This is a genomic window from Caulobacter hibisci (assembly GCF_016135805.1).
GTDB lineage: Bacteria > Pseudomonadota > Alphaproteobacteria > Caulobacterales > Caulobacteraceae > Caulobacter > Caulobacter hibisci.
Genome location: NZ_JADWOX010000004.1, coordinates 39219 through 60121, shown reverse-complemented (window position 1 = coordinate 60121; position 20903 = coordinate 39219). Strand labels below are relative to the sequence as shown.

The following is a 20903-nucleotide window of genomic DNA, read 5'->3' as shown; positions in this document are numbered from 1 at the left end:
TTCACGTTTCGATGACGCCGCCGCGACGGCGGATCGCCGACTGGGCGTCGGGGGATCGGCCCGCCGGACGGGAGGGTGTCCGGCGGGCCTGGCTCCAGGCGTTGGGGGAACGACGACGCCTGGAAAGGCGTGTTGTTAGAAGGTCTTCTTGACGGTCAGCAGCGTGGTGCGGCCGGAGTCGACCACGTCCGACAGGGCCAGGCTGTGCTCGCCGATGTGCGACCAATAGCTGTAGTCCTTCAGCAGGTTGGCCACCGACAGGTCGACCTTGAGGCCGTTGTCGAAGGCGTAGCCGACGTGCAGGTCGACGCTGCGCAGCGGACGGACCCACAGGTTGTCCCAGCCGTCGGCCGCCGTGCCGAGCACGTCGTACGAGGCCACGTACGCCCCGGTGTAGTGGTAGATCACGTCCAGGCTGAAGCCGCCCTTCTGGTAGAACAGCTGGGCGTCGGCCACCCAGTCAGGGGCGTTCTGGATGCGGTTGTCGACGCCGTCGCCGAGGTCGACGCTGGTCCACTGGCGGGTGACGTTGACGCCCGCGCCCAGGCCGCTGAGCAGGCCCGGCAGTTCGGTGAACTTCTGGCGCAGCTGCAGTTCCAGGCCGTAGACGTCGCCGTCGCCGCCGTTGGTCGGGACGTAGACCGTGGTCTTGCCGTCCTCGGCGTAGTGGTCGGAATTCACCGAGCTGGAACCGTTGTCGTACATGTAGTTCGACAGGTGCTTGTAGAAGCCGCCGAACATCGCGTAGCCGCCCTTGCCGCTGCTCCACTCGCCCGACAGGTCCAGGTTGATGGCGCGGATCGGCTTCAGGTCGGGATTGCCCCGGGTGATGGTGACCTTGCCGTCGTCGCCCGTTTGGCGTCGCTCGCCGCCGGCCAGCTGGATGAAGGCCGGGCGAGTGTAGGAGGTCCAGACCGAGCCGCGATAGACGGTGGCGTCGTTGGGCCGCCAGGTGACGAACACGCTGGGCAGCACCTCGTTATATTCGGTGCTGTTGAAGCTCCAGAATCCGGTCTGCTCAGCGGCGCCGCTGGTGCTCGGGATCACCCAGTAGGTGTTGTCGATCTTGGTGTGCTCGTAGCGCAGGCCCGGAACCACCTCGACGTCGCCGAAGCTGTAGTTGGCCGTGGCGTAGAGCGAGGCCACAGCCTCGTCGCCCTTCTGGGTGTTGCAGTTCATGTTGTTGGTGAAGTCCGAGCCGCAGGTGTCGAAGCTGGCGGCCGTCTTGTACTTGTAGAAGTAATCGACCAGGGCCTGATGGTTCACCTTCGGCACGCGCCAGGTGTATTCGCCCGGGAACACTTGGTCGTAATAGCTGGTGGCAATGCCCAGGCTCTGCCAGGTGACGCCGCCCTGGCCCAGCAGGTTGGCGAAGTGGTCGTTGGTCCAGTCGCGGTTGGTCACCCGGCGGTGGCTGTCGACGTACTTGCCGCCCAGCTTGATCCACTGCAGGGAACCGCCTTCGAACACGCGCTTGGCGTCGAACTTGAAGCCGTACTTCTCCTGGCCGCTGAACTGCTCGGTCAGCTGGCCGGCGCGGCGGGCCAGCAGGGCGGTATTGGCGTTGTTGAGGTCGTCGTAAATGGCCTGGGTGAACAGCGGCCGCGGCAGGTCGTCGGAATAGCCGATCGACAGGCCGCCCAGCGCGCGGTTCGAACCGTTGTTGTAGCGGTCGCTCTGGTTGATCCGCACCGAGGCCTCGATGTGGTTGGGACGGTCGTTGTCGCCCTCGCTGTAGAAGATCTGCGGTGACAGGGTCCAGGCGCCCAGGGTCTTGTCGGCGCCCAGTTGCAGCGTGCCGAGGTCGGCCTCTTCCGGGTTGGTCTCGTACCAGACGCGGGTCGAGATGGCGTCGACGCTGAGATTGTAGCGGCCGCTGCCGGCGACGGTTTCCTTGTAGCTCTTGCTGGCGCTGACGAACTGGCTGAGCGTCGAGTTCTGCTCGGTCTTGGCGAAGGCGTAGGAGCCGCGCAGATAGGCCGTCAGCGTGTCGCCCGGACGCCATTCCAGCGTGAAGTTACCGCCCCAGCGCTCGGTGTAGCCGTTGGAGACGCCAACGTTGAGGCCGGTCTGGGTGATGTTCTTCTCGGGATCCAGGCCCGGATAGCTGTTACCCGCGGCATCGCGGACCAGATAGCTCCAGCCGCCGTCGTTGGTGGCGGCCATGACGCCGGCCATCTCGCTGTTGGCGTAGTTGCGCTTGTCGTAGAAGGCGCTGGCGTAGAGGCCGAAGGTCTGGTCGGGACCGAATCGGTGCGCCCACTCGGCCGATAGGCCGCCGCCCAGGCCTTCGTCGCCATAGTCGCGGGCGCGGCTCTCGAGACGGCCCGAGGCGGTCACCGAGCCGTTGAAGCCGTCGCGGAAATCGAAGGCCGAGGGCGTGCGGAAATCGACCGTGCCGCCGATGGCGTCGCCGTCCATGTCGGCGGTCGAGGTCTTGTTCAGGACGATGGTGTGCAGGCCCGACGGCGGCAGCAGCGACAGCTGCACCTGGCGGCTGTAGGGCATGCCCTGGGCCACGGTGACGCCGTTGATCATGTTGACGTTGAACTCGGCGTTCAGGCCGCGGATCGAGACGAACATCCCCTCCCCTCGCGACGCCCCGTCGATGCCGCCGAAGAACGACGAGCCGGTGTTCATGACGTTGACGCTGGGCATCATGCCGAGCGCCTCGGCGACGTTGTGGACGGCCGTGTGCTCCAGGTCCTCGGCCGACAGCACCGAGACGGCGGTCGCGGCCTTCAGCTGGGCCTGTGCGGCGTCGTTGCGGTTGGCGACGATGACGACGGAGTCGATCTCGGTCGGATCAGCGGGCGTCTCCGCCGCCAGGGGGGCGGCTTCGACCTGGGCGCCGGCGGCGGCCAGCATGGCGCTCGCCAGCAGGATGGCCTTGAAGCTGAGGCGCTTGGAAACGCGCGACGGAACGGCGGTGAACGATTGCATGTGGCCCCTCTTGGAGTCGCGTTCGGCGACGGGGGCCTCGTACGGATGGCGCAATACGCTTCTGTGACATTTCTGCGGAAAATTCACAAAATGCAAAACTAGATCACATCATTCCCACATTTATCTCGCATATTTCTCGCAAATCCATCACATGTCCCGCCAACGCCCTCGCCAGAAGGAAGCCGGGTTTGAAGCGCGAAGACCGTCAACGCGAGATCCTGGGGCGGCTGCGTCCCGGCGAAAGCCGCGCCCTCGTCCAGATCGCCCAGGAACTGGAGGTCTCCGAAGAGACCATCCGCCGCGAGCTGCGGGTGCTGGAAGCCCAGGGCTCGGTGGTCTGGACCCACGGCTCGGTGCGCCTGTCCGCCGTGGCCGCCGAGGGCCCCTTCGATCGCCGCATGCAGGAGAACGTCGCCGAGAAGACGCGGATCGCCCAGGCGGCCGCCGAGTTCGTCGGCGACGGCGACACGATCTTCATCGACGCCGGCACCACGGCCTGCTTCGTGGCCAAGGCCCTGGCCGCCGCCCGCCGCGACCTGACGGTGATCACCAATTCCCTGACCGTCGCCCAGACCCTGGGCGGCCGCAACGGCAACACCCTGTTCCTGGCGGCCGGCGAGCTGGACTACGACTACAAGGCCTTTTCCGACCACGCCGCCCAGGCCTATCTGGCCCAGTTCACGCCGCACCTGGCCATCCTCACCGTCAGCGCCATCCATCCCGACCACGGGCTGATGGACCGCCACGCCCGCGAGGCCGCGATGAGCCGCATCGCCTATGCCAGCGCCGACCGCGTGCTGCTGGCCGCCGATCACAGCAAGTTCGGCCGCCTGGGCCTGATCCGCACCGCCACGGCCGACGATGTCGACATCCTGGTCACCGACCAGCCGCTGGACGATGCGTTCGCCCAGATGTTCGCCCGCACGACTGTCGTCGTCGCGCCCTAGGATCGCGCCATGACCGCTCGCTTCCTCGCCCTGGCCCTCAGCCTCGTCCTGGCCTCGCCCGCCGCCGCGGAGACGGCGAGCCTGTGGGTGATGAGCTACAACATCCGCTACGACAATCCCAACGACGCGCCCGACTGGCGCGCCCGCCGCGGGCCGATGGCTGACCAGATCCGCTTCGTCGGCCCCGACGTGCTGGGCGTGCAGGAGGCCCTGCCGCCGATGGTCGAGGACCTCGACGCCGCCCTGCCCGGCTACGACCACTACGGCGTCGGCCGCGACGACGGCGCGGGCGAGGGCGAGACCACGACCGTCTTCTATCGCGCCGACCGCTTCGAGCGGCTGGCGGCCCAGACCCACTGGTGCTCGCCTACGCCCGATCGCCCCAGCAAGGCCTATGACGCCGCCCTGCCCCGCACCTTCACCCGCGTGGTGCTGCGCGATCGGCGCAGCGGGACGCTGATCGACATCCGCAACGCCCATCTCGACCATGTCGGCGCCGTCTCGCGCGAGCGCTGCGCCCGCCAGATCCTCGACCTGCCGGCCTGGCCGGACGCGGCGCTGATCACGCTGGGCGACTTCAACAGCGGACCGGCCGATCCGCCCCACCGGCTGCTGACGGCGCCGGGCGCGCCCTATGTCGACGCCCGGGCGGCGGCGGCGACGCGGTTCGGCCCCGAGGGCACCTTCAACGACTTCCAGCCGCGGCCGCGCGCCGGCCAGGGCGCGATCGACTTCCTGTTCGTGGATCGCCGCCTCGCCGTCCGGCGCTTCGCCACCCTGACCGATACGACGGCGGCCGGCGTGATCTCGGACCACTTCCCGATCGTGGCCGAACTGTCACAGCCCGCGCCTCAAAGTGAGCCCCGATAGCGCAAAAGCCGCCGATCTCACCAAAAAGGCGTCCGCGGCCGATCTTCGCAATTGCGAGTAGTTTGCATTCACACCCCCTGACCGCTACAGGCTCCGTATCGCCGTGATGATCGGCAGTCGGAATTTCTGGCGCCGTTCCCGCACCCCATGCGCGACGGATACGGCGCGATCGAGGGGTTGCTCATGTTCCTGAAGACCACGCTGCTGGCTGGCGGCGCTTTCATCGCGCTGGCCTCGCCGGCCTTCGCCCAAACGGCAGCCCAGAGCGCGCCGGCGACGCAACAGGCCGACAACACTGATGTCGACGGCGTGGTCGTGACCGGCTCCTACACCATCAACAGCCGCATCGACACGGCCACCGGCCTGGGCCTGACCCTGCGCGAGACGCCGCAGTCGGTGACCGTGATCACCGCCCAGCGCATCCTCGACCAGAACCTGTCGACGATCGCCGATGTGGTGCGCAACACCGCCGGCGTGTCGATGGTCGAGGTCGACGACGTGCGCAACGTGTTCAACGCCCGCGGCTTCGAGATCAAGAACTACCAGATCGACGGCGTGCCGCTGTCGTGGAGCCTGGCCGGCGATAGCGGCGAGACGGTCGCCGACGTGTCGATCTACGACCGTATCGAGATCGTGCGCGGCGCCACCGGCCTGCTGACCGGCGCCGGCGATCCCTCGGCCTCGATCAACCTGGTGCGCAAGCACGCCGACTCCCGCGAGTTCAAGGGCTCGGTCACCGGCTCGCTGAGCAGCTGGGACCGCCGCCGTCTCGAGACCGACGTCTCGGGCGCGATCAAGGATGGCACGATCCGCGGCCGCTTCGTGGCCAAGTACGAGCAGGGCGACACCTATTTCGACCGCCAGACCACCGAGAAGCACGTGCTCTACGGCGTGGTCGAGGCCGACCTGACCGACTCTACGCTGCTGCGCGTCGGCGCCAGCCAGCAGGTCACCACGACGAACGCGTCCTTCTGGGGCTCGCTGCCCAGCCACTTCACCGATGGCACGAGCACCAACCTGCCGATCTCGACCAACACGGCGGCGAACTGGTCGTACTGGGACACGACCAACACCAACTATTTCGCCAACCTGACGCACACCCTCGCCAACGACTGGACGCTGTCGTTCAACTACAACCGCCTGATCAACGAGCAGGATTCGCAGCTGCTCTACCTGTACGGCGTGATCGACCGCACCACCGGCGTCGGCCTGGCCACCTGGCCCTACAAGAGCAAGGGCGAGACGACCCAGGACAGCTTCGACATCCAGCTGCACGGCGACTATTCGCTGTTCGGGCGCGAACACGACTTCACGATCGGCGCCCTGCGCAGCGTCCAGAAGTCGGACGTGGTCTACTACCAGGCCAGCGGCGCCAACGCCTTCCTGCCGGCGACCAGCCTCTACAGCTGGGATGGCAACTTCCCGAAGCCGGACTTCGCCACGACGCCGACGCAATACACCGACAACGAGACGGAACAGAGCGGCTTCTTCGCCGCCACCCGCCTCAACGTCACCGACGCCCTGAAGGTGGTCGGCGGGGCCCGGATCTCGGCCTGGAAGCGCAGCGGCATCAACGGCGGCGTTCAGGAGAACTACTCGTCGGACAACGTCGTCGTTCCCTATGTCGGCGTGCTCTACGACCTCACCCCGACGCACCGCCTGTACGCCAGCTACACGGAAATCTTCCAGCCGCAGAACTATCGCGACATCAGCGGCTCGGTGCTCGATCCGGTCACCGGCAAGGCCTATGAGCTGGGCCTGAAGAGCGCGTTCTTCGGCGACAAGCTCCAGTCGACCATCGCGGTCTTCAAGATCCAGCAGGACGGCCTGGGCGAAGAGACCAGCGACAAGGTGAAAGGCAACCCGACCGAGCAGGCCTATGTCGCGGTCGACGGCGCCGAAAGCGTCGGTTTCGAGCTGGAAGTGCTGGGCCGCATCACACAGGGCTGGAACGTCAGCGCCAACTACGCCCAGTTCGAGGTCGAAGACGCCACCGGCGCCAAGGTCAACACCGACCAGCCGCGCAAGAGCTTCACGGTGTTCTCGACCTACGACTTCGACGGCGCCCTGAACGGCTTGACCGTCGGCGGCGGCGTCAACTGGCGCGACGACATCTACGCGGTCTCCGGCGCCTCCGAGATCGACCAGAAGGCCTTCGCGCTGGTCAACCTGATGGCCCGCTACAAGATCAACGACAGCCTGTCGGTCCAGGCCAATGTCGATAACCTGTTCGACGAGACCTACTACACCCAGATCAGCTATTTCGACCAATACCGCTATGGCGCGCCGCGCAACTACACGGTCGCCCTGAAGTACGCGTTCTAGGAACCGAGGGAGGCGCACTCGCCCCCTGACGATCCAGCCGAACAAGCCGCCGGGTTCGCCCCGGCGGCTTTTTTCGTGTCGGCGATGTCGGCGGGCGCGGTCGGCGGGCGTCCTTGACCGGCGGCGCAGGGCCGCGGGAGGCGCCGCGATGCCCGAGGCCATTCTCTGCTATCAGAGGCAGGACGACGCTGGCGCATCGGCCCGGGCGTCGTGCGAGGATCGAATGGCGCAGCCTGATGGCGCATCTGTTTTGGGAGCAGAGGGTCGAGCGGCTCGGCGCCGTGGCGGAGAGCGCCGATAGCCGACCCCGACTGGATCGACGCGGCCCTGGTCTCGGCCCGCCCGCGGGCCATGGCCGCCCTGCTGCGCTATTTCCGCGATCTCGACACCGCCGAAGAGGCCTATCAGGACGCCTGCCTGCGAGCCCTGAAGTCGTGGCCCGAGAAGGGGCCGCCGCGCGACCCCACCGCCTGGCTGATCCTGGTCGGCCGCAACAGCGGCGTCGACGCGGCTCGCCGCCGAGGCCGCCAGGCGCCCCTGCCCTCCGACGAGGTGCTGACGGACCTGCAATCGGGACTCGACGACGCCGAGAGCGCCGCGGCCGAGCGGATCGACGGCGCCGACTGGCGCGACGACATCCTGCGGCTGCTGTTCGTCTGCTGCCATCCCGACCTGCCGGCCACCCAGCAGATCGCCCTGGCCCTGCGTATCGTCTCGGGCCTGTCGGTGCGCCAGATCGCCCGCGCCTTCCTGGTCGGCGAGGCGGCCATGGAGCAGCGGATCACCCGCGCCAAGACCCGCATCGCCAAGGGCGACGTCCCGTTCGAGGCGCCCAGCCCGACGCAGCGCGCCGAGCGGCTGCTGATCGTCATGGCCATGCTCTACCTCGTCTTCAACGAGGGCTATTCGGCCGGTGGGGTCGAGGCCGACGCCCGGCGGCCGTTGTGCGACGAGGCCGTCCGGCTGCGCGGCTGCTGAGCGGCCTGTTCCCCGACGAGCCCGAGCTGATGGGCCTGACCGCCCTGATGCTGCTTCAGCACGCCCGCACGCCGGCCCGGCTCGACGCCGACGGCCTGGTCGTGCTGCTCGAGGACCAGGATCAGGGGCTGTGGAACCGGGCGATGATCGCCGAGGGCCTGGCCCTGATCGACGAGGCCCTGCCCCGCCGCCAGCCTGGCCCCTACCAGGTGCAGGCCGCCATCGCCGCCCTGCATGCCCGCGCCGCGCGGCCCGAGGACACCGACTGGCGCGAGATCGACCAGCTCTACGCCGTGCTGGAGCGGATGACGCCTTCCCCCGTCGTCACGCTCAACCGCGCCGTCGCCGTCTCCAAGGTCGCCGGTCCCGAGGCGGCCCTGGCGATGATCGCTCCGCTGGAGGAACGGCTTGCCGGCTATTTCCACTTCCACGGCCTGCGCGGCGCGCTGAACCAGCAACTGGGCCGCGCCGACGAGGCCCGCGAGGCCTTCGGCAAGGCCATCGCCCTGGCCGGCGGCGCGGCCGAGGCCGTCTATATCCGCCAGCAGCTCGACCGCCTTCAGGCGGACGCCGAGAAAATCGGCGGGCCGGTGTCGGGAGCCTGACCGTTCGAACGTCCTCGTCGCGAAGGGCCTGGTGATGGGCCTCGCACAAGGGGAGTTTTCGATGCTGAAGATCATCGCCGTCGTCGTCGTGCTGGGCCTAGCCGGCCTGCTGGTCGCGGCCGCCCTGCGTCCGCCGACCTTCCGTGTCGAGCGCTCGATCTTGGTCAACGCCCCGCCCGAGGCGGTGCTGGCCCACATCTCCGACTTCAAGGCCTGGCGCGCCTGGTCGCCCTACGAGAGCTTGGACGCCAACCTGGCCCGCACCTATGGCGGGGCCGAACGCGGCGTCGGCGCGACCTATGCTTGGGCAGGCCAGAAAGCCGGAACCGGCCGCATGCGCATCGACGAGATCACGAACCGGCAGGCCCGCATCGCCCTCGACTTCGAAAAGCCCTTCAAGGCCAGCAACACCGCCCTGTTCACCGCCGTTCCGGAAGGCGACGTCACCCGCGTGACCTGGGCGATGTACGGTCCCGCGCCCTACATCTCGCGGCTGGTGGGCCTGGTGTTCAACATGGACAGGATGCTCGGCCGCGACTTCGAGACTGGTCTGTTCAATCTCAAGACGGCCGTCGAGCGTTCCTAGTCTTCGCACACTCGCTCCAGGAGCCCGCCATGGCCCGTTTCCTCCTGCTGAAGTTCGAACCGTCGCCCGAGCCGCGGGTTTTCCTTGATAAGCAACGGTGCGAGCAACAGGAGCCGGCCATCCCTCAAGGCGACAAGGGCAAGTACACCGACAAGCAGGAACGCAAGGCCGAGCACATCGCCGATGGCTACGAGGCCCGCGGCGTCTCGGAAAAGGAAGCCGAGCGCCGGGCATGGGCGACGGTCAACAAGGACGACGGCGGCGGCAAGAAGCCGGGCGGTTCGGGGCGCGGCAAAGACACAGGCCACCCCGCCGCGCACAAGGGCGGGCGGAAAGGCGGCGAGGCCTGGGCCAGCCGCAGCGCCGCCGACCGGTCGGCCTCCGCCAGAAAAGCTGCGGCGACGCGAAAGCGAAACGCCGATCAGCACGCCGAGCACTAGGTCGGCCGGCTGACAGCACCCTTAGAAAAACTGACGCGCGCGAATCCATACCAATCCAGTAGTGATTTCTCAGCGCCGTCTTCCTCCCCTTTGGCGGCGCCGAGCGGAGCGCCGCCCCGCCAGGACTTGCCGACGGCTCCGGTGTCCTGGTCTGATCCTTCGGGGGAAGGATCGGGGCGGCGCTCGCTCTTGACCTCCAGCGCTCCACGCCCCACTTCGACGGGCAGGCCCCGCGAAGATTGACTTTGCGGCCATTGCGCCTATTTATCCCCACCTTCGGAGCAGGTCTGGCGAATCCGCGCCGCCCGCTCGCCCAAGCACGGGCGGCTCCGAGTTCAGACCAGCGTGAAATGACAGAATTTTCCGACCTCGGGCTTTCGCCCACGACCCTCCAGGCGGTCGCCGACACCGGCTATACGACCGCCACGCCGATCCAGGCCCAGGCGATCCCGGTCGCCCTCGCCGGCCAGGACGTGCTGGGCATCGCTCAGACCGGCACCGGCAAGACCGCCGCCTTCACCCTGCCGCTGATCGACAAGCTGCAGTCGGGCCGCGCGAAGGCCCGCATGCCGCGCGCCCTGGTCATCGCCCCGACCCGCGAACTGGCCGACCAGGTCGCCTCCAGCTTCGAGAAGTACGCCAAGGGCACCAAGCTCTCGTGGGCGCTGCTGATCGGCGGCGTCTCGTTCGGCGACCAGGAAAAGAAGCTTGATCGCGGCGTCGACGTGCTGATCGCCACCCCGGGCCGCCTGCTCGACCATTTCGAGCGCGGCAAGCTGCTGATGACGGGCGTGCAGTTCCTCGTCGTCGACGAAGCCGACCGCATGCTCGACATGGGCTTCATCCCGGACATCGAGCGCATCTTCAAGATGACGCCGCCGAAGAAGCAGACCCTGTTCTTCTCGGCCACCATGCCGCCGGAAATCACCCGGCTGACCAAGCAGTTCCTGAAGGATCCGGTGCGGATCGAGGTCGCCAAGCCGGCCACGACCAACGCCAACATCACCCAGCTGCTGGTCAAGGTGCCCTCCTCCGACCCCAAGGCCAAGCGACTGGCGCTGCGGGCCTTGATCGAGAAGGCCGGCATCGAGACCGGCATCGTCTTCTGCAACCGCAAGACCGAAGTCGACATCGTCGCCAAGTCGCTGAAGGTGCACGGCTTCGACGCCGCCGCCATCCACGGCGACCTCGACCAGAGCCAGCGCATGAAGACCCTGGCGGACTTCCGCTCGGGCGCGCTGAAGATCCTGGTGGCCTCGGACGTCGCCGCCCGCGGCCTCGATATCCCGGCCGTCAGCCACGTCTTCAACTACGACGTTCCCCACCACGCCGACGACTATGTGCACCGCATCGGCCGCACCGGTCGCGCCGGCCGCACCGGCATCACCTACATGCTGGTCACCCCGTCGGACGACAAGGGCTTCGACAAGGTCGTCAAGCTGATCGGCTCGACGCCGGACGAAGAAGTGCTCGACCTCGACTACAGCAATGCGGTCACCGTTCCGCGCGAAGGCGGCCGCGGCGGCCGTGGTCGCAGCGAGCGTCCGGGCCGTGAACGCGGCGAGCGCAGCGAACGGGGCGGCCGCGGCCGTCGTGAGCGCGGCGAGGCTCCGGCCGAGGCCGAAGTCGTCGAAGCCGTCGCCGTCGAGGCCGCCGCCGAAGTCCCCGTCGTTGAACGCGCCGAACGTTCGGAGCGTCCGGAACGCGAGCGCAAGCCGCGCCGTGAGCGCACCCGTGACCGTGATCGCGCCCCCGCCGCCGTGGTCGAGGCCGCGCCGGTCGAGGAAGCCGCTCCGGCCGCCCGCCCCTCGCGCGAGCGTCCGCCGATGCCGGTGCGCGGCGTCCAGCCGGTTCGCGCCCGCGACGACGACGACGACCGCCGCGTGGTCGGCTTCGGCAACGACATCCCGGCCTTCCTGATGCGCGCGCCGCCGAAACTGGCCAAGGTCCAGGACTGACGGATCGCTCTTTGAGGCGTAGAATGGCCGGCGTGCTCCACGGAGCCGCCGGCTTTTCTTTTGCCCGCCCACGGCTCCGCGCGACTTCCCCTGGAGGAACCGCCATGGCCGACTTAACGCCGTGCCGATTTTCACCGTCGCAGTCCGATCCCGACCTGCTCAGCCATGAGCGCACCTATCACGGCTTCAGCATCCTGATCCGCTGGGCGATCGTCGGCCTGGCGGTGGCGCTGACCACCCTGATCCTGTGGTTCGCCACGCCGGCGGGGTTCCTGGGCGGCGCCGTGGTCGGCGTGCTGCTGGCCGTGGCCGGCTACTACGCGGTGATCCGGCACGAGGTGCGCCAGCCGCTGGATCTCTGGACCGAGGGGCGTTGAGACTAGAGGCGTCCCTCTCCCCTTGCGGGAGAGGGTGGCCTGCGAAGCGGGTCGGGTGAGGGGTCGAAAGACGTGCCCGCTGCGACAGCGGTCAGTCTGGGCGTGGCGTCAAAGTTCTGAGAGACCCCTCATCCGTCATCCTTCGGATGACACCTTCTCCCGCAAGGGGAGAAGGATTTACGTCAGCGCTTGATCTGGCCCGCCAGATACTTCCGGATCGCCCCGCCATAAGGCGGACGCAGGGCCAGCATCGGGCCGATGTCCTTCTTCAGCTGGTGGAACACCGCCTTGCGGTGGCTGAATTCGCGGAAGCCGTCGTGACCGTGATAGGCGCCCGTGCCGGCCGGGCCGACGCCGCCGAACGGCAGGTCTTCCTGGGCGACGTGGAAGATCACGTCATTGACCGTAACCCCGCCGCTGGTGGTGCCGTTCAGCACCGTTTCGCGCTCGGCCTCGTCGGTCCCGAACCAGTAGAGGGCCAGCGGCCGGGCGTGGGCGTTGACGTAGGCGATCGCCTCCTCGATGCGGCTGTAGCCCTTGACCGGCAGCAGCGGACCGAAGATCTCGTCCTGCATCACCGTCATCTCGTCGGTGGGCTCCAGGATCAGGGTCGGCGGGATCTTGCGGTGTTCCTGCTGGGCGAAGTCCTCGCCGGCCGGATTGAGCTCGACCACCTTGGCGCCCTTGGCCGCCGCGTCGTCGACATAGCCCTTCACCCGGTCGTAGTGCCGCTGGGCCACCAGGGCGGTGTAGTCGGGATTGTCCTTCAGGGTCGGGAAGCTCCTGGCGACCGCGGCCTTGGCGGCCTCGACGAAGCGATCGACGTCCTCGGCCGGGGCCAGCACATAGTCGGGCGCCAGGCAGATCTGGCCCGCGTTCAGCGTCTTGCCGGCCATCACCCGGGCCGCGGCGGTGTCGAGGTCGGCGCCGCGCGACAGGATCACCGGGCTCTTGCCGCCCAGCTCCAGGGTCACCGGCACCAGGTTCTCGGCCGCCGCCCGCATCACGTGGCGCGCCACCGAGGTCGCGCCGGTGAACAGCAGGTGGTCGAAGGCCAATCCCGAGAAGGCCTGGCCGATCTCGGGACCGCCGGTGACGACGGCGATCTCTTCCTCGTCGAACACTTTGGCGAACATCGCCTTCATCAGCTCGGACGTCGCCGGGGTGAACTCCGACGGCTTGATCAGCGCCCGGTTGCCGGCCGACAGCACGCCGGCCAGCGGCGCGAAGGTCAGGTTGATAGGGAAGTTCCAGGGGCTGATGATCCCGACCACGCCCTTGGGCTGCCAGCGCACCTCGGCCTTGGCTCCGAACACGCCCAGCAGGGCCGGCGTCGTGCGGCGCTTCTCGGTCTTCATCCACTGGCGCAGATGGTCGCGGGCGAATTTCAACGGCCCGATCGAGCCGGCCACGTCGGTCAGGGCCGTGGCGTCCTTGGAGCGCACGCCGAAATCGTCGCTGACCGCCTTGGCGATGTCGTCCTGGTGATCGACCAGCAAGCCGATGCAGCGGTCGAGCCATTCAATGCGCCGCCCGGCCAGGGGCGCGCCGTCGCGCAGATGTGCGGCCTTTTGCCTCTGCAGCAGGGTTTCCAGACCGGCCTTGACGGCTTCCGGACCGATATTGGCGGGGGCGTTCATGCGGCGTCTCTCCCGAAAACGGCCAGTCGGCTCATCTTATCAATGTTCAGGATGCTTTGAAGTTGTGACGGGCGCAAGCGACCTTCCCTGGCCTTAACCGCTCGTTTGAACTCTTGAGCTTATGCTTTCCCCGCAAGCGATCGGCGCCGGGCGAACCGGAACCGAACGGGGGAATGAAAGATGTCGGACGTCGAGACCACGCTGCGCGGCCCTGAAGCCTACAAGATCGCCCGTCGGGCCCTGGACCTGATGGAACGCCACCAGATCTGGCCGACCGCGCTGAACTTCGAGCTCTGGACCCACTATGTGGCCGATCCGGAAGGCGCCCTGGCGCGCGAAATCATGCGCCTCATCTCGATGGGCGAACCCATCACCGAGATGCTGAGCGAAGAGCTGGCCGCCGCCTACCTGCCCAAGGCGCGCCTCAACGAACAGATCCGCGACGCCGGCGACCTGCTCTCCAAGGAGCTGGAATCGGTTTCGAAGGCCATCCAGAACGCCCAGAAGACCAACGCCGCCTTCGGCAAGACCCTGGCCGGCGTGTCCAAGGACCTCGACGGCCCGACGGGCGTCGAGAGCATCAAGGCCGTGGTCACCAGCCTGACCGACGCCACCCGCCGGGTGGCCAAGGAAAACAAGGCGCTGGAAACCCGCCTGGCCGAGTCCACCGCCGAGGTCGACCGCCTGCGCGAACACCTCGAGCAGGTGCGCCGCGACGCCACCACCGACGGCCTGACCAACCTGGCCAACCGCAAGGCCTTCGACGAAGAGCTGGAGCGCGCCTGCGCCGAGGCCGACGAGCACGGCTCGGCCATCTGCCTGGCGGTGCTCGACATCGACCACTTCAAGGGCTTCAACGACACCTGGGGTCACCAGACCGGCGACCAGGTCATCCGCTACGTCGCCAGCGTCATCGGCCGCGTCGCCGCCCTGCCCCGCTTCGCCGCCCGCTACGGCGGCGAGGAATTCGCGATGATCTTCCCGGGCGAAGCCGCCAGCATCGTCAACGCCACGCTCGAAGAGATCCGCGTCGAGGTCTCCTCGCGCATGCTCAAGCGCCGCTCGACCAACGAGGACCTGGGCGCCATCACCCTGTCGTCGGGCTTCGCCGAGCGCCGCAAGGGCGAGACCGCCCATTCGGTCATGGAACGTGCCGACAAGGCCCTCTACGCCTCCAAGCGCGGCGGCCGCAACCGCGTCACCGCCGCCGACACCCAACCGGAATCGGCCAACGCGGCCTAAGAGATACGCGTTCTTCTCCAGAGAACCGCGTGCCGGAGCCCGTCGATCTCACGATCGGCGGGCTCCTTTCTTTTGCGCGATCCACCTTGCGTTCCCCAGGGACAGGCGCGCCTAGCTGGCTTCCAGGCGCGAAAAGACGCCCGGAGGATGTGATGGCCTACGAGAAGATCCAGCTGGAAACCGAAGGCGGCGTGGCCGTCATCACCCTTTCCGATCCCGCCTCGCTGAACGCCGCCAGCCCCGAGGTCGCCCGTGAACTGACCCATGCCTTCAGCGTCGTTGCGGCAGGCCAGGTCGAGGCCCGCGCCGTGGTGCTGACCGGTGAAGGCCGCGGCTTCTGCTCGGGCGCCAACCTGTCGGCGGGCGCCACCGCCGGCCGGCCGATGGACCCCGACGGCAAGCCCGACGCCGGGGCGGCGCTGGAGAGCGTCTACAATCCGCTGGTCACGCTGCTGCGCGATTTCCCGCTGCCGATCGTCACCGCCGTCAACGGCCCGGCCGCCGGCATCGGCTGCTCCCTGGCCCTGCTGGGCGACATCGTGGTGGCCGGCGAGAGCGCCTATTTCCTGCAGGCCTTCCGCCGCATCGGCCTGGTGCCCGACGGCGGCTCGACCTGGCTGCTGCCGCGCCTGGTGGGCAAGGCCCGGGCCATGGAGATGATGTTGCTGGGCGACAAGATCCCGGCCGCCAAGGCCCTCGACTGGGGCCTGGTCAACCGCTGCGTTCCCGACGCCGAGCTGATGCCAACCGCCCTGGAGCTGGCCCGCACCCTGGCCGAGGGCCCCGCCTCGCTGGGCGCGATCCGGCGGCTTGTGTGGGATAGTCTCGAGGCCGACTGGATCGGCCAGCTCCACGCCGAACGCCAGGCCCAGCGCGCCGCCGGCAAGACCGAGGACTTCATCGAAGGCGTCAGCGCCTTCCTGCAAAAGCGCCCGGCAGCCTTCAAGGGCCGGTGATGCGGCCACTCTTTTTTAGAGGTCATCGCCCGCTTCATGCGGGCGACCCAAGCTGAAGCCACCGCACCCCGACAGGCCGCTTGGGTCGCCCGAACAAGTCGGGCGATGACTTCAAGGTGGGGTAGCCGCCCTCAGTACTTCAGCCTGAACCCCACCGAGACGCTGCGCCCGGTCGAGCCATAGTTGGTGACCAGGTGGTTGGCGTCATAGGCCCAGCGCTCGGTCTTCTGGTTAGTCAGGTTCAGCGCCTCGACATTGAGGGTGATGAACTTGTTGACCGTGTAGGTCGCCGAGCCGTCGAGGTTGAAGGTGGCGTTGGAGCCGCCGAAGTCGTTGACGTAGGGCGAGGAGCAGTCGCCCGGCGCGCAGGTGCCCGAGGCCAGCGGATAGGTCGTGTAGTAGGCCGCGCGATAGGCGCTCGACAGGCGGGCCGTCCACTTGTCGGCGTCGTAATAGACCGTGAAGTTCACCGCGTCGGGCGAAGCGCCCAGCCACGGCCCCTCGACGATGCCGTCGGCCTTGTCGGGGTTGAGGATGTAGCCGAGCTTGGATTCCAGGTGGGTGTAGTTGGCCTGGACGCCCAGCTTGTCGAACGGCGCGGGCAGGAAGGTCAGGTTCTGCTGGTAGCTGAACTCGACGCCCAAGATCCGGCCGCCGGGCGCATCGACATACTGGCGGATGGTCCAGTCGCCGTCGGCGGCGATATAGGCCAGCAGGGCGGCGTTGGTGAGGGCGTCCTTCACCGCCGCCAGGCTGGTGCTGTCGAGCACGGCGCTGAGCGGACCCGAGCGGGTGATGTTCTGCGGGAAGCTGGCGATCTCCTTGGTGAAGATCGCCGCCGAGAACAGCGCGCCCGGCGCGAAGTACCACTCGAACGACAGGTCGTAGTTGGTGGCCCGGAACGGCTTGAGGTCCGGATTGCCCAGGGTGACCGACGGCGCCGAGCCGGACGGCAGCGAGGTGCTCAGCGACGAGATGCCCGGCGACAGATTGGCCAACTGCGGCCGCGCCATCACCTTGGCCGCGCCGAAGCGCACCAGCATGCCGTCCCTGACCTCATAGGCCAGGTTCAGAGACGGCAGGAGGTCGTGGTACTGGTTGGTCGCCGTCAACGCCCGGGCCGAGGTCGAATAGCCGTTCGACTCCACCTCGGTCAGGGCGTAGCGCACCCCGACGTTGCCGCGCAGGGTGCGGTCGAACAGGCCGCTGCGGAAGTCGAACTGGTTGTAGACGCTGGTGTCGGTCTCGGTCACCGCATAGGCGTTGCCGGGGTTGGACTTCGACGACAGGCGCCAGTCGCCCCACTTGTTGACGCAGTTGCAGTCGAAGCCGAACAGGCTGCGGAACTTGTCGATGTCGGGCACGATGAAGCTGGTCGGCGTGCCGGCCGAGACGTCGAGACCCGCGCCCCACTCCACCAGCTTGCTCATCGCCGCCGTCGAGGTCCCGGCCTCCAGCAGGGTCGGATTGAGGGTCTCGGTCGACAGGCGCTGGTATTGGGCGGTGGCGAAGTCGTAGATCCGCCGGCTGACGCCGCCGCGCCAGACCAGGTCGTCGTCGAACTCGTACTTCAGGTCGACCTTGGCGGTCTGGTAGCGGTTGTCGACATAGCGCTCGTAGTGGCGCAGGGCCGAGAAGCCCTTGACGGTGTCCCACTGGGTCGGGTCGGCCACGTTGAAACCGAACTTCAGGATCGGCATCGAACCGCCGCCACGCTCGTCATAGACCACCCCGTCGGCGTCCATGTGGTTGAACTCGACCAGCAGGCCGGTGTTCTGGGTGCGCGAGCGCGACAGGCCATAGGTGGCGTTCAGGGTGAAGCGGTCGGTGAACTCGTGGGCGAGGTTGAACGAGGCCTGCTGGAAGGTGGTGGTGTAGTAGCTCTCATCGGCGGCCGAGCGGACGTCGACATTGTCCATGACCAGATAGTCGGCCTGGTTGGCGTCGTTGACGTGGGCTTCCAGCACCTGGGTCGCCGGCCGGCCGACCAGGGCCTGGATCGCGCCCAGCACGCCCGCCGTCCCCGTCGGCCCGTTGTAGCCGTACTTGTAATAGTAGTCGTAGGGCTCGAGGTTGTTGGGATTGTAGCTGTAGCTCGCGCCCGACACGAGCGAGGTCCCGTTCAGGTCGGTCCCGCAGTCGATGGCGTCGCGATAGGCCGTCGCCGTCTGGCTGGTGCAGTACGGCAGGATCTGGCGTTGCACGCCCGCCGCCGCCGTCGAGGCGTTGTAGGTCGAATAGGTCTTGCCGCCCGAGGTCACCGTCTTGGTGTTGTTGCGGTTCAGGCCGACGGTCTGAAGCTGGTAGTTGGTCTGGTCCTGCCACAGCCGCGAATAGACCAGATCGGTGGTCACCGTGGTCTTCGGGGTCGGCCGCCACTGGAACGACGCCGTGGCCCCGATGCGTTCCTGCTGCAGCTCGGCATGGTTCAGGGTCGCCAGGGCCGGGATCACCGTCAGGTCGTTCATCTGGGCCAGGGCGTCGGCGCTGGAGCCCTCCGCCACCGTGGCGAAGCCCGTGGCCGCCGTCGTCGCGCCGGTGTGGGTGGCGTTGCGGTACAGCAGGTCGCTCTGGCCGGCCTGGCGCTGATAGCTGTCGATGGTCTGCTTGCGCGAATTGTACGCCAGCGAGAACAGCGCCCCGAGGTCGCCGATCTTGGTGTCGTTCCAGCGGTCGGAGACCAGGCCGGCGATGCGCGGTACGTGATTGCCGCCGTTCTCGTAGTAGGAATCCTGCACCGACAGGGCCAGGCACCGGCCCTTGAAGTCGAACGGTCGGCCCGTCTGGAGATCGACCGTCGCGCCCAGCGAGCCCTCGTCGGTCTCGGCCGAGGCGGTCTTCTGGACCTTCAGCGAGTTGAAAAGCTCGGAGGCGAAGGTGTTGAAGTCGAAGCCGCGCGAGCGGTTGGGGCTGGCGCCCGAGTCTGTAGCCGCCGCCGTCGACAGGGCCTCCAGCCCGTTCAGCCGCACGCGGGTGAAGTCGCTGCCCAGACCGCGAACGGTGATGGTGCGCCCTTCCCCGTTCTCGCGGTCGATCGAGACGCCGGGCAGGCGCTGGAGGGATTCCGCCAGGTTGGCATCCGGGAAGTCGGCGATGTCCTCGGCGTTGATGGCGTCGACCATCACATTGGCGTTGCGCTTGACGCTGATGGCGCTCTGCAAGGCCGCACGGTAGCCGGTGACGACCACCTCTTCGACGGCGTTGGTCTCGACGGTCTGGCCGCCCGAAGCCTTGGCCGTCTCCTGCGCGTGAGCCGCTCCGGCGCTCAAGGCCAGCACCGACGCGGCCGCGCACAGGCGCGCCGCGGCGCGACGTTCGAATGTCGTGTGAAGCATGGAAGCCTCCCCCTCCCTGTCGTTTCCTTCGAGAGGGGGCCCGTGTGCTCCGCGCCGCCCTCCGGTCGCCGCCAGCAGCGGTAACCGGTGTCATATCAACGGCGAGCCATTGGCTTCGGATTTCGCCAGGTTGCCGAGCGAACGCGGTTCGATGTGGGATTTGCAGGAAAACGCTAGGCTTCGACATGACGAAGGGCGACCGGATCGCTCCGGCCGCCCTTCGAAAACGCTCAGATAGCCCGCGTAAGGCTATGATTTCGCAGATCAATCAGTAGGGCTTGTAACTCTTTTCCTCGACGATCTCCGACCCCGTCAGGGCGTTGATCTGGCGCTTCACGGCGGCGCGCTTGTCGTTGTCCTTGTAGACGCGGCGCGCCAGTTCGACGAACTCCGAGCCGAAGTCCTGGCGGCGCTCGCAGGCCCGCTTGCCGTCCTCGATGTCCCAGAGGGCGGCGTTGATTTCGGTAAGTTCGGCGGTCAGCCGGTCCAGCTCGGCGCTGGGCGTCAGCTTTTCGGTCGCGATTCCCTCCAGCAGGGCCAGCTCCTTGCGGACATTGGCCTCCTTGGCCGCATCGCCGATCCGGGCGGCCTTGACCCGCAGGATGGTGATCTTGTCGACGAGCTCGCCGGCGGAGATGGGGGCGAGGATGGACATCAGGCAGCTCCGGCGATCAGGGTGTCGAGGGCGGCCTTCACGGCCTCGGCTGGGAGGGCGGCCATGCCCTCTCCGTAGTCTTCCGCGCAGAGCACCTCAAGCCGGCGCGCGGCGGGCTTGAACTTGACGGCCTTGCGGCGGTTCAGTTGCAGCGACAGTAAGGGCGCGCCACCGGCCGCCAGCATGTGGCCGGGCCCGGCGTCGTTGGCCACCGCCGCCGACAGCCGTCCGGCCAGGGCGATGGCCAGCAACGGCCCCTTCACCGCCGGATAACCGTCACCGCGGTCGGCCTCGGGGAACAGCGCCCCCGGAACCTCGGCCCGCGCGATCGCCGCGTCGGCGGCCTCGTCGGGTCCGAAGAAGAACACCGGCGTGCGCCCTGCCGCCTGCTGGTCGCGGGCCAGGTCGAGATAGCGCTCCAGCGGCCAGCGCTTTTCCTGACCGCCGGCCCCCGGCGCCAGGCCCACATAGACAGGACCGTCGGGCAGCAAGGCCTTCGCCGCCGACAGCGCGTCGGTCTCGGTCAGGGCCAGGGGCTGCAACGCCCCCTGCCCGCCCGTCGCCAGGCTCAGCAGCAGCGCCAGCCGGTCGACCACGGCCGCCGGCCAGTCGCTCTTGCGCGCCTCCATGGCGGCCGAGACGAACCGCCCCTCGGCAGCCCTTTTGGCGACCAGGCTGCGGCGCAGGTTCTCCTGGGTGTCGATGACGAGGTCGAAGGTCCGGCCGCCGAACGGCTTGACCCACGGCAGCACGTCCAGCGCGCCGGCGCCGGTGACGCCGTCCTTGAGAATCTCGTCGACATAGCCGGCCACGACCCGCTTCAGCGGTCCGTCATAGACCGTCTCGCCCTTGGCGGCGCACCAGGTGATCTTCGCATCGGGAAAGGCCGCGCGCAGGCCGGCGATGAAGGGCAGCTTGATCAGGCCGTCGCCGATCACCTCGCCCATGGAATAGATCAGAACCGTCTGGACCATGGCCGTGCATGGCCGCGCCCGGCTCCTCCGTCAATCGTCGGCTTTGGCCGCAACAACGTATGTGAGCATTTA

General features: G+C 67.9%; 14 protein-coding genes and 1 pseudogene. 10 read left to right on the top strand and 5 right to left on the bottom strand.

The window, feature by feature from the left end; all coding sequences use genetic code 11:
• Positions 1 to 135: 135 nt before the first annotated feature.
• The gene (locus I4Q42_RS07995) at positions 136 to 2943 is read right to left on the bottom strand and encodes a TonB-dependent receptor (protein WP_198575543.1); all 2808 of its coding nucleotides are present in this window, start codon (positions 2941 to 2943) and stop codon (positions 136 to 138) included.
• Positions 2944 to 3131: 188 nt separating this feature from the next.
• Between I4Q42_RS07995 and I4Q42_RS07990 the strand changes: the two genes are divergently transcribed.
• The 8 genes and pseudogenes from I4Q42_RS07990 (at position 3132) to I4Q42_RS07955 (ending at position 12029) form a co-directional block, all read left to right on the top strand.
• The gene (locus tag I4Q42_RS07990) at positions 3132 to 3890 is read left to right on the top strand and encodes a DeoR/GlpR family DNA-binding transcription regulator (RefSeq protein ID WP_198575542.1); all 759 of its coding nucleotides are present in this window, start codon (positions 3132 to 3134) and stop codon (positions 3888 to 3890) included.
• 9 nt (positions 3891 to 3899) lie between these two features.
• A complete protein-coding gene (locus I4Q42_RS07985) occupies positions 3900 to 4760 on the top strand; it encodes an endonuclease/exonuclease/phosphatase family protein (RefSeq protein WP_198575541.1) in 861 nt (286 codons plus the stop codon).
• Positions 4761 to 4943: 183 nt separating this feature from the next.
• On the top strand, positions 4944 to 7085 hold the full coding sequence (locus I4Q42_RS07980) for a TonB-dependent siderophore receptor (RefSeq protein WP_198575540.1): 2142 nt from the start codon (positions 4944 to 4946) through the stop codon (positions 7083 to 7085).
• 351 nt (positions 7086 to 7436) lie between these two features.
• Positions 7437 to 8668 (top strand): annotated as a pseudogene (locus I4Q42_RS26585) (RNA polymerase sigma factor).
• 61 nt (positions 8669 to 8729) lie between these two features.
• Positions 8730 to 9254 carry an SRPBCC family protein gene (locus I4Q42_RS07970; RefSeq protein WP_198575539.1) on the top strand — a complete coding sequence of 175 codons (525 nt, stop codon included), beginning with the start codon at positions 8730 to 8732 and terminating at the stop codon, positions 9252 to 9254.
• Positions 9255 to 9283: 29 nt separating this feature from the next.
• The gene (locus tag I4Q42_RS07965; RefSeq protein WP_232792968.1) at positions 9284 to 9694 is read left to right on the top strand and encodes a plasmid stabilization protein; all 411 of its coding nucleotides are present in this window, start codon (positions 9284 to 9286) and stop codon (positions 9692 to 9694) included.
• 350 nt (positions 9695 to 10044) lie between these two features.
• Positions 10045 to 11652: a DEAD/DEAH box helicase gene (locus I4Q42_RS07960; protein ID WP_198575538.1), complete on the top strand. Its 1608-nt coding sequence runs from the start codon at positions 10045 to 10047 to the stop codon at positions 11650 to 11652.
• 104 nt (positions 11653 to 11756) lie between these two features.
• The gene (locus I4Q42_RS07955; protein WP_198575537.1) at positions 11757 to 12029 is read left to right on the top strand and encodes an aa3-type cytochrome c oxidase subunit IV; all 273 of its coding nucleotides are present in this window, start codon (positions 11757 to 11759) and stop codon (positions 12027 to 12029) included.
• 182 nt (positions 12030 to 12211) lie between these two features.
• Here I4Q42_RS07955 and I4Q42_RS07950 read toward each other — a convergent pair whose 3' ends face one another.
• Positions 12212 to 13669: a coniferyl aldehyde dehydrogenase gene (locus I4Q42_RS07950; RefSeq protein ID WP_198575536.1), complete on the bottom strand. Its 1458-nt coding sequence runs from the start codon at positions 13667 to 13669 to the stop codon at positions 12212 to 12214.
• A gap of 180 nt (positions 13670 to 13849) precedes the next feature.
• Here I4Q42_RS07950 and I4Q42_RS07945 point away from each other — a divergent pair, with 180 nt between their 5' ends.
• Both I4Q42_RS07945 and I4Q42_RS07940 read left to right on the top strand, forming a co-directional pair.
• Positions 13850 to 14911, top strand: coding sequence for a GGDEF domain-containing protein (locus tag I4Q42_RS07945; RefSeq protein WP_198575535.1), 1062 nt, complete (start codon positions 13850 to 13852; stop codon positions 14909 to 14911).
• 152 nt (positions 14912 to 15063) lie between these two features.
• On the top strand, positions 15064 to 15867 hold the full coding sequence (locus I4Q42_RS07940; protein WP_198575534.1) for an enoyl-CoA hydratase/isomerase: 804 nt from the start codon (positions 15064 to 15066) through the stop codon (positions 15865 to 15867).
• A gap of 131 nt (positions 15868 to 15998) precedes the next feature.
• Here the strand turns inward: I4Q42_RS07940 and I4Q42_RS07935 are convergent, their stop codons facing one another.
• The 3 genes from I4Q42_RS07935 to I4Q42_RS07925 form a co-directional block, all read right to left on the bottom strand.
• Positions 15999 to 19202: a TonB-dependent receptor gene (locus tag I4Q42_RS07935; RefSeq protein WP_198575533.1), complete on the bottom strand. Its 3204-nt coding sequence runs from the start codon at positions 19200 to 19202 to the stop codon at positions 15999 to 16001.
• A gap of 268 nt (positions 19203 to 19470) precedes the next feature.
• Positions 19471 to 19857: a DUF6165 family protein gene (locus tag I4Q42_RS07930; protein ID WP_198575532.1), complete on the bottom strand. Its 387-nt coding sequence runs from the start codon at positions 19855 to 19857 to the stop codon at positions 19471 to 19473.
• A complete protein-coding gene (locus I4Q42_RS07925) occupies positions 19857 to 20831 on the bottom strand; it encodes a glycosyltransferase family 9 protein (protein WP_198575531.1) in 975 nt (324 codons plus the stop codon). Before I4Q42_RS07925 ends, I4Q42_RS07930 begins: the two co-directional genes overlap by 1 nt.
• Positions 20832 to 20903: the final 72 nt, after the last annotated feature.

Coding starts and splice junctions, on each gene's coding strand:
- I4Q42_RS07985 (WP_198575541.1), top strand. CDS start 3,900: ATGACCGCTCGCTTCCTCGCCCTGGCCCTCAGCCTCGTCCTGGCCTCG.
- I4Q42_RS07940 (WP_198575534.1), top strand. CDS start 15,064: ATGGCCTACGAGAAGATCCAGCTGGAAACCGAAGGCGGCGTGGCCGTC.
- I4Q42_RS07955 (WP_198575537.1), top strand. CDS start 11,757: ATGGCCGACTTAACGCCGTGCCGATTTTCACCGTCGCAGTCCGATCCC.
- I4Q42_RS07980 (WP_198575540.1), top strand. CDS start 4,944: ATGTTCCTGAAGACCACGCTGCTGGCTGGCGGCGCTTTCATCGCGCTG.
- I4Q42_RS07930 (WP_198575532.1), bottom strand. CDS start 19,857: ATGTCCATCCTCGCCCCCATCTCCGCCGGCGAGCTCGTCGACAAGATC.
- I4Q42_RS07995 (WP_198575543.1), bottom strand. CDS start 2,943: ATGCAATCGTTCACCGCCGTTCCGTCGCGCGTTTCCAAGCGCCTCAGC.
- I4Q42_RS07950 (WP_198575536.1), bottom strand. CDS start 13,669: ATGAACGCCCCCGCCAATATCGGTCCGGAAGCCGTCAAGGCCGGTCTG.
- I4Q42_RS07960 (WP_198575538.1), top strand. CDS start 10,045: ATGACAGAATTTTCCGACCTCGGGCTTTCGCCCACGACCCTCCAGGCG.
- I4Q42_RS07970 (WP_198575539.1), top strand. CDS start 8,730: ATGCTGAAGATCATCGCCGTCGTCGTCGTGCTGGGCCTAGCCGGCCTG.
- I4Q42_RS07935 (WP_198575533.1), bottom strand. CDS start 19,202: ATGCTTCACACGACATTCGAACGTCGCGCCGCGGCGCGCCTGTGCGCG.
- I4Q42_RS07945 (WP_198575535.1), top strand. CDS start 13,850: ATGTCGGACGTCGAGACCACGCTGCGCGGCCCTGAAGCCTACAAGATC.
- I4Q42_RS07925 (WP_198575531.1), bottom strand. CDS start 20,831: ATGGTCCAGACGGTTCTGATCTATTCCATGGGCGAGGTGATCGGCGAC.
- I4Q42_RS07965 (WP_232792968.1), top strand. CDS start 9,284: ATGGCCCGTTTCCTCCTGCTGAAGTTCGAACCGTCGCCCGAGCCGCGG.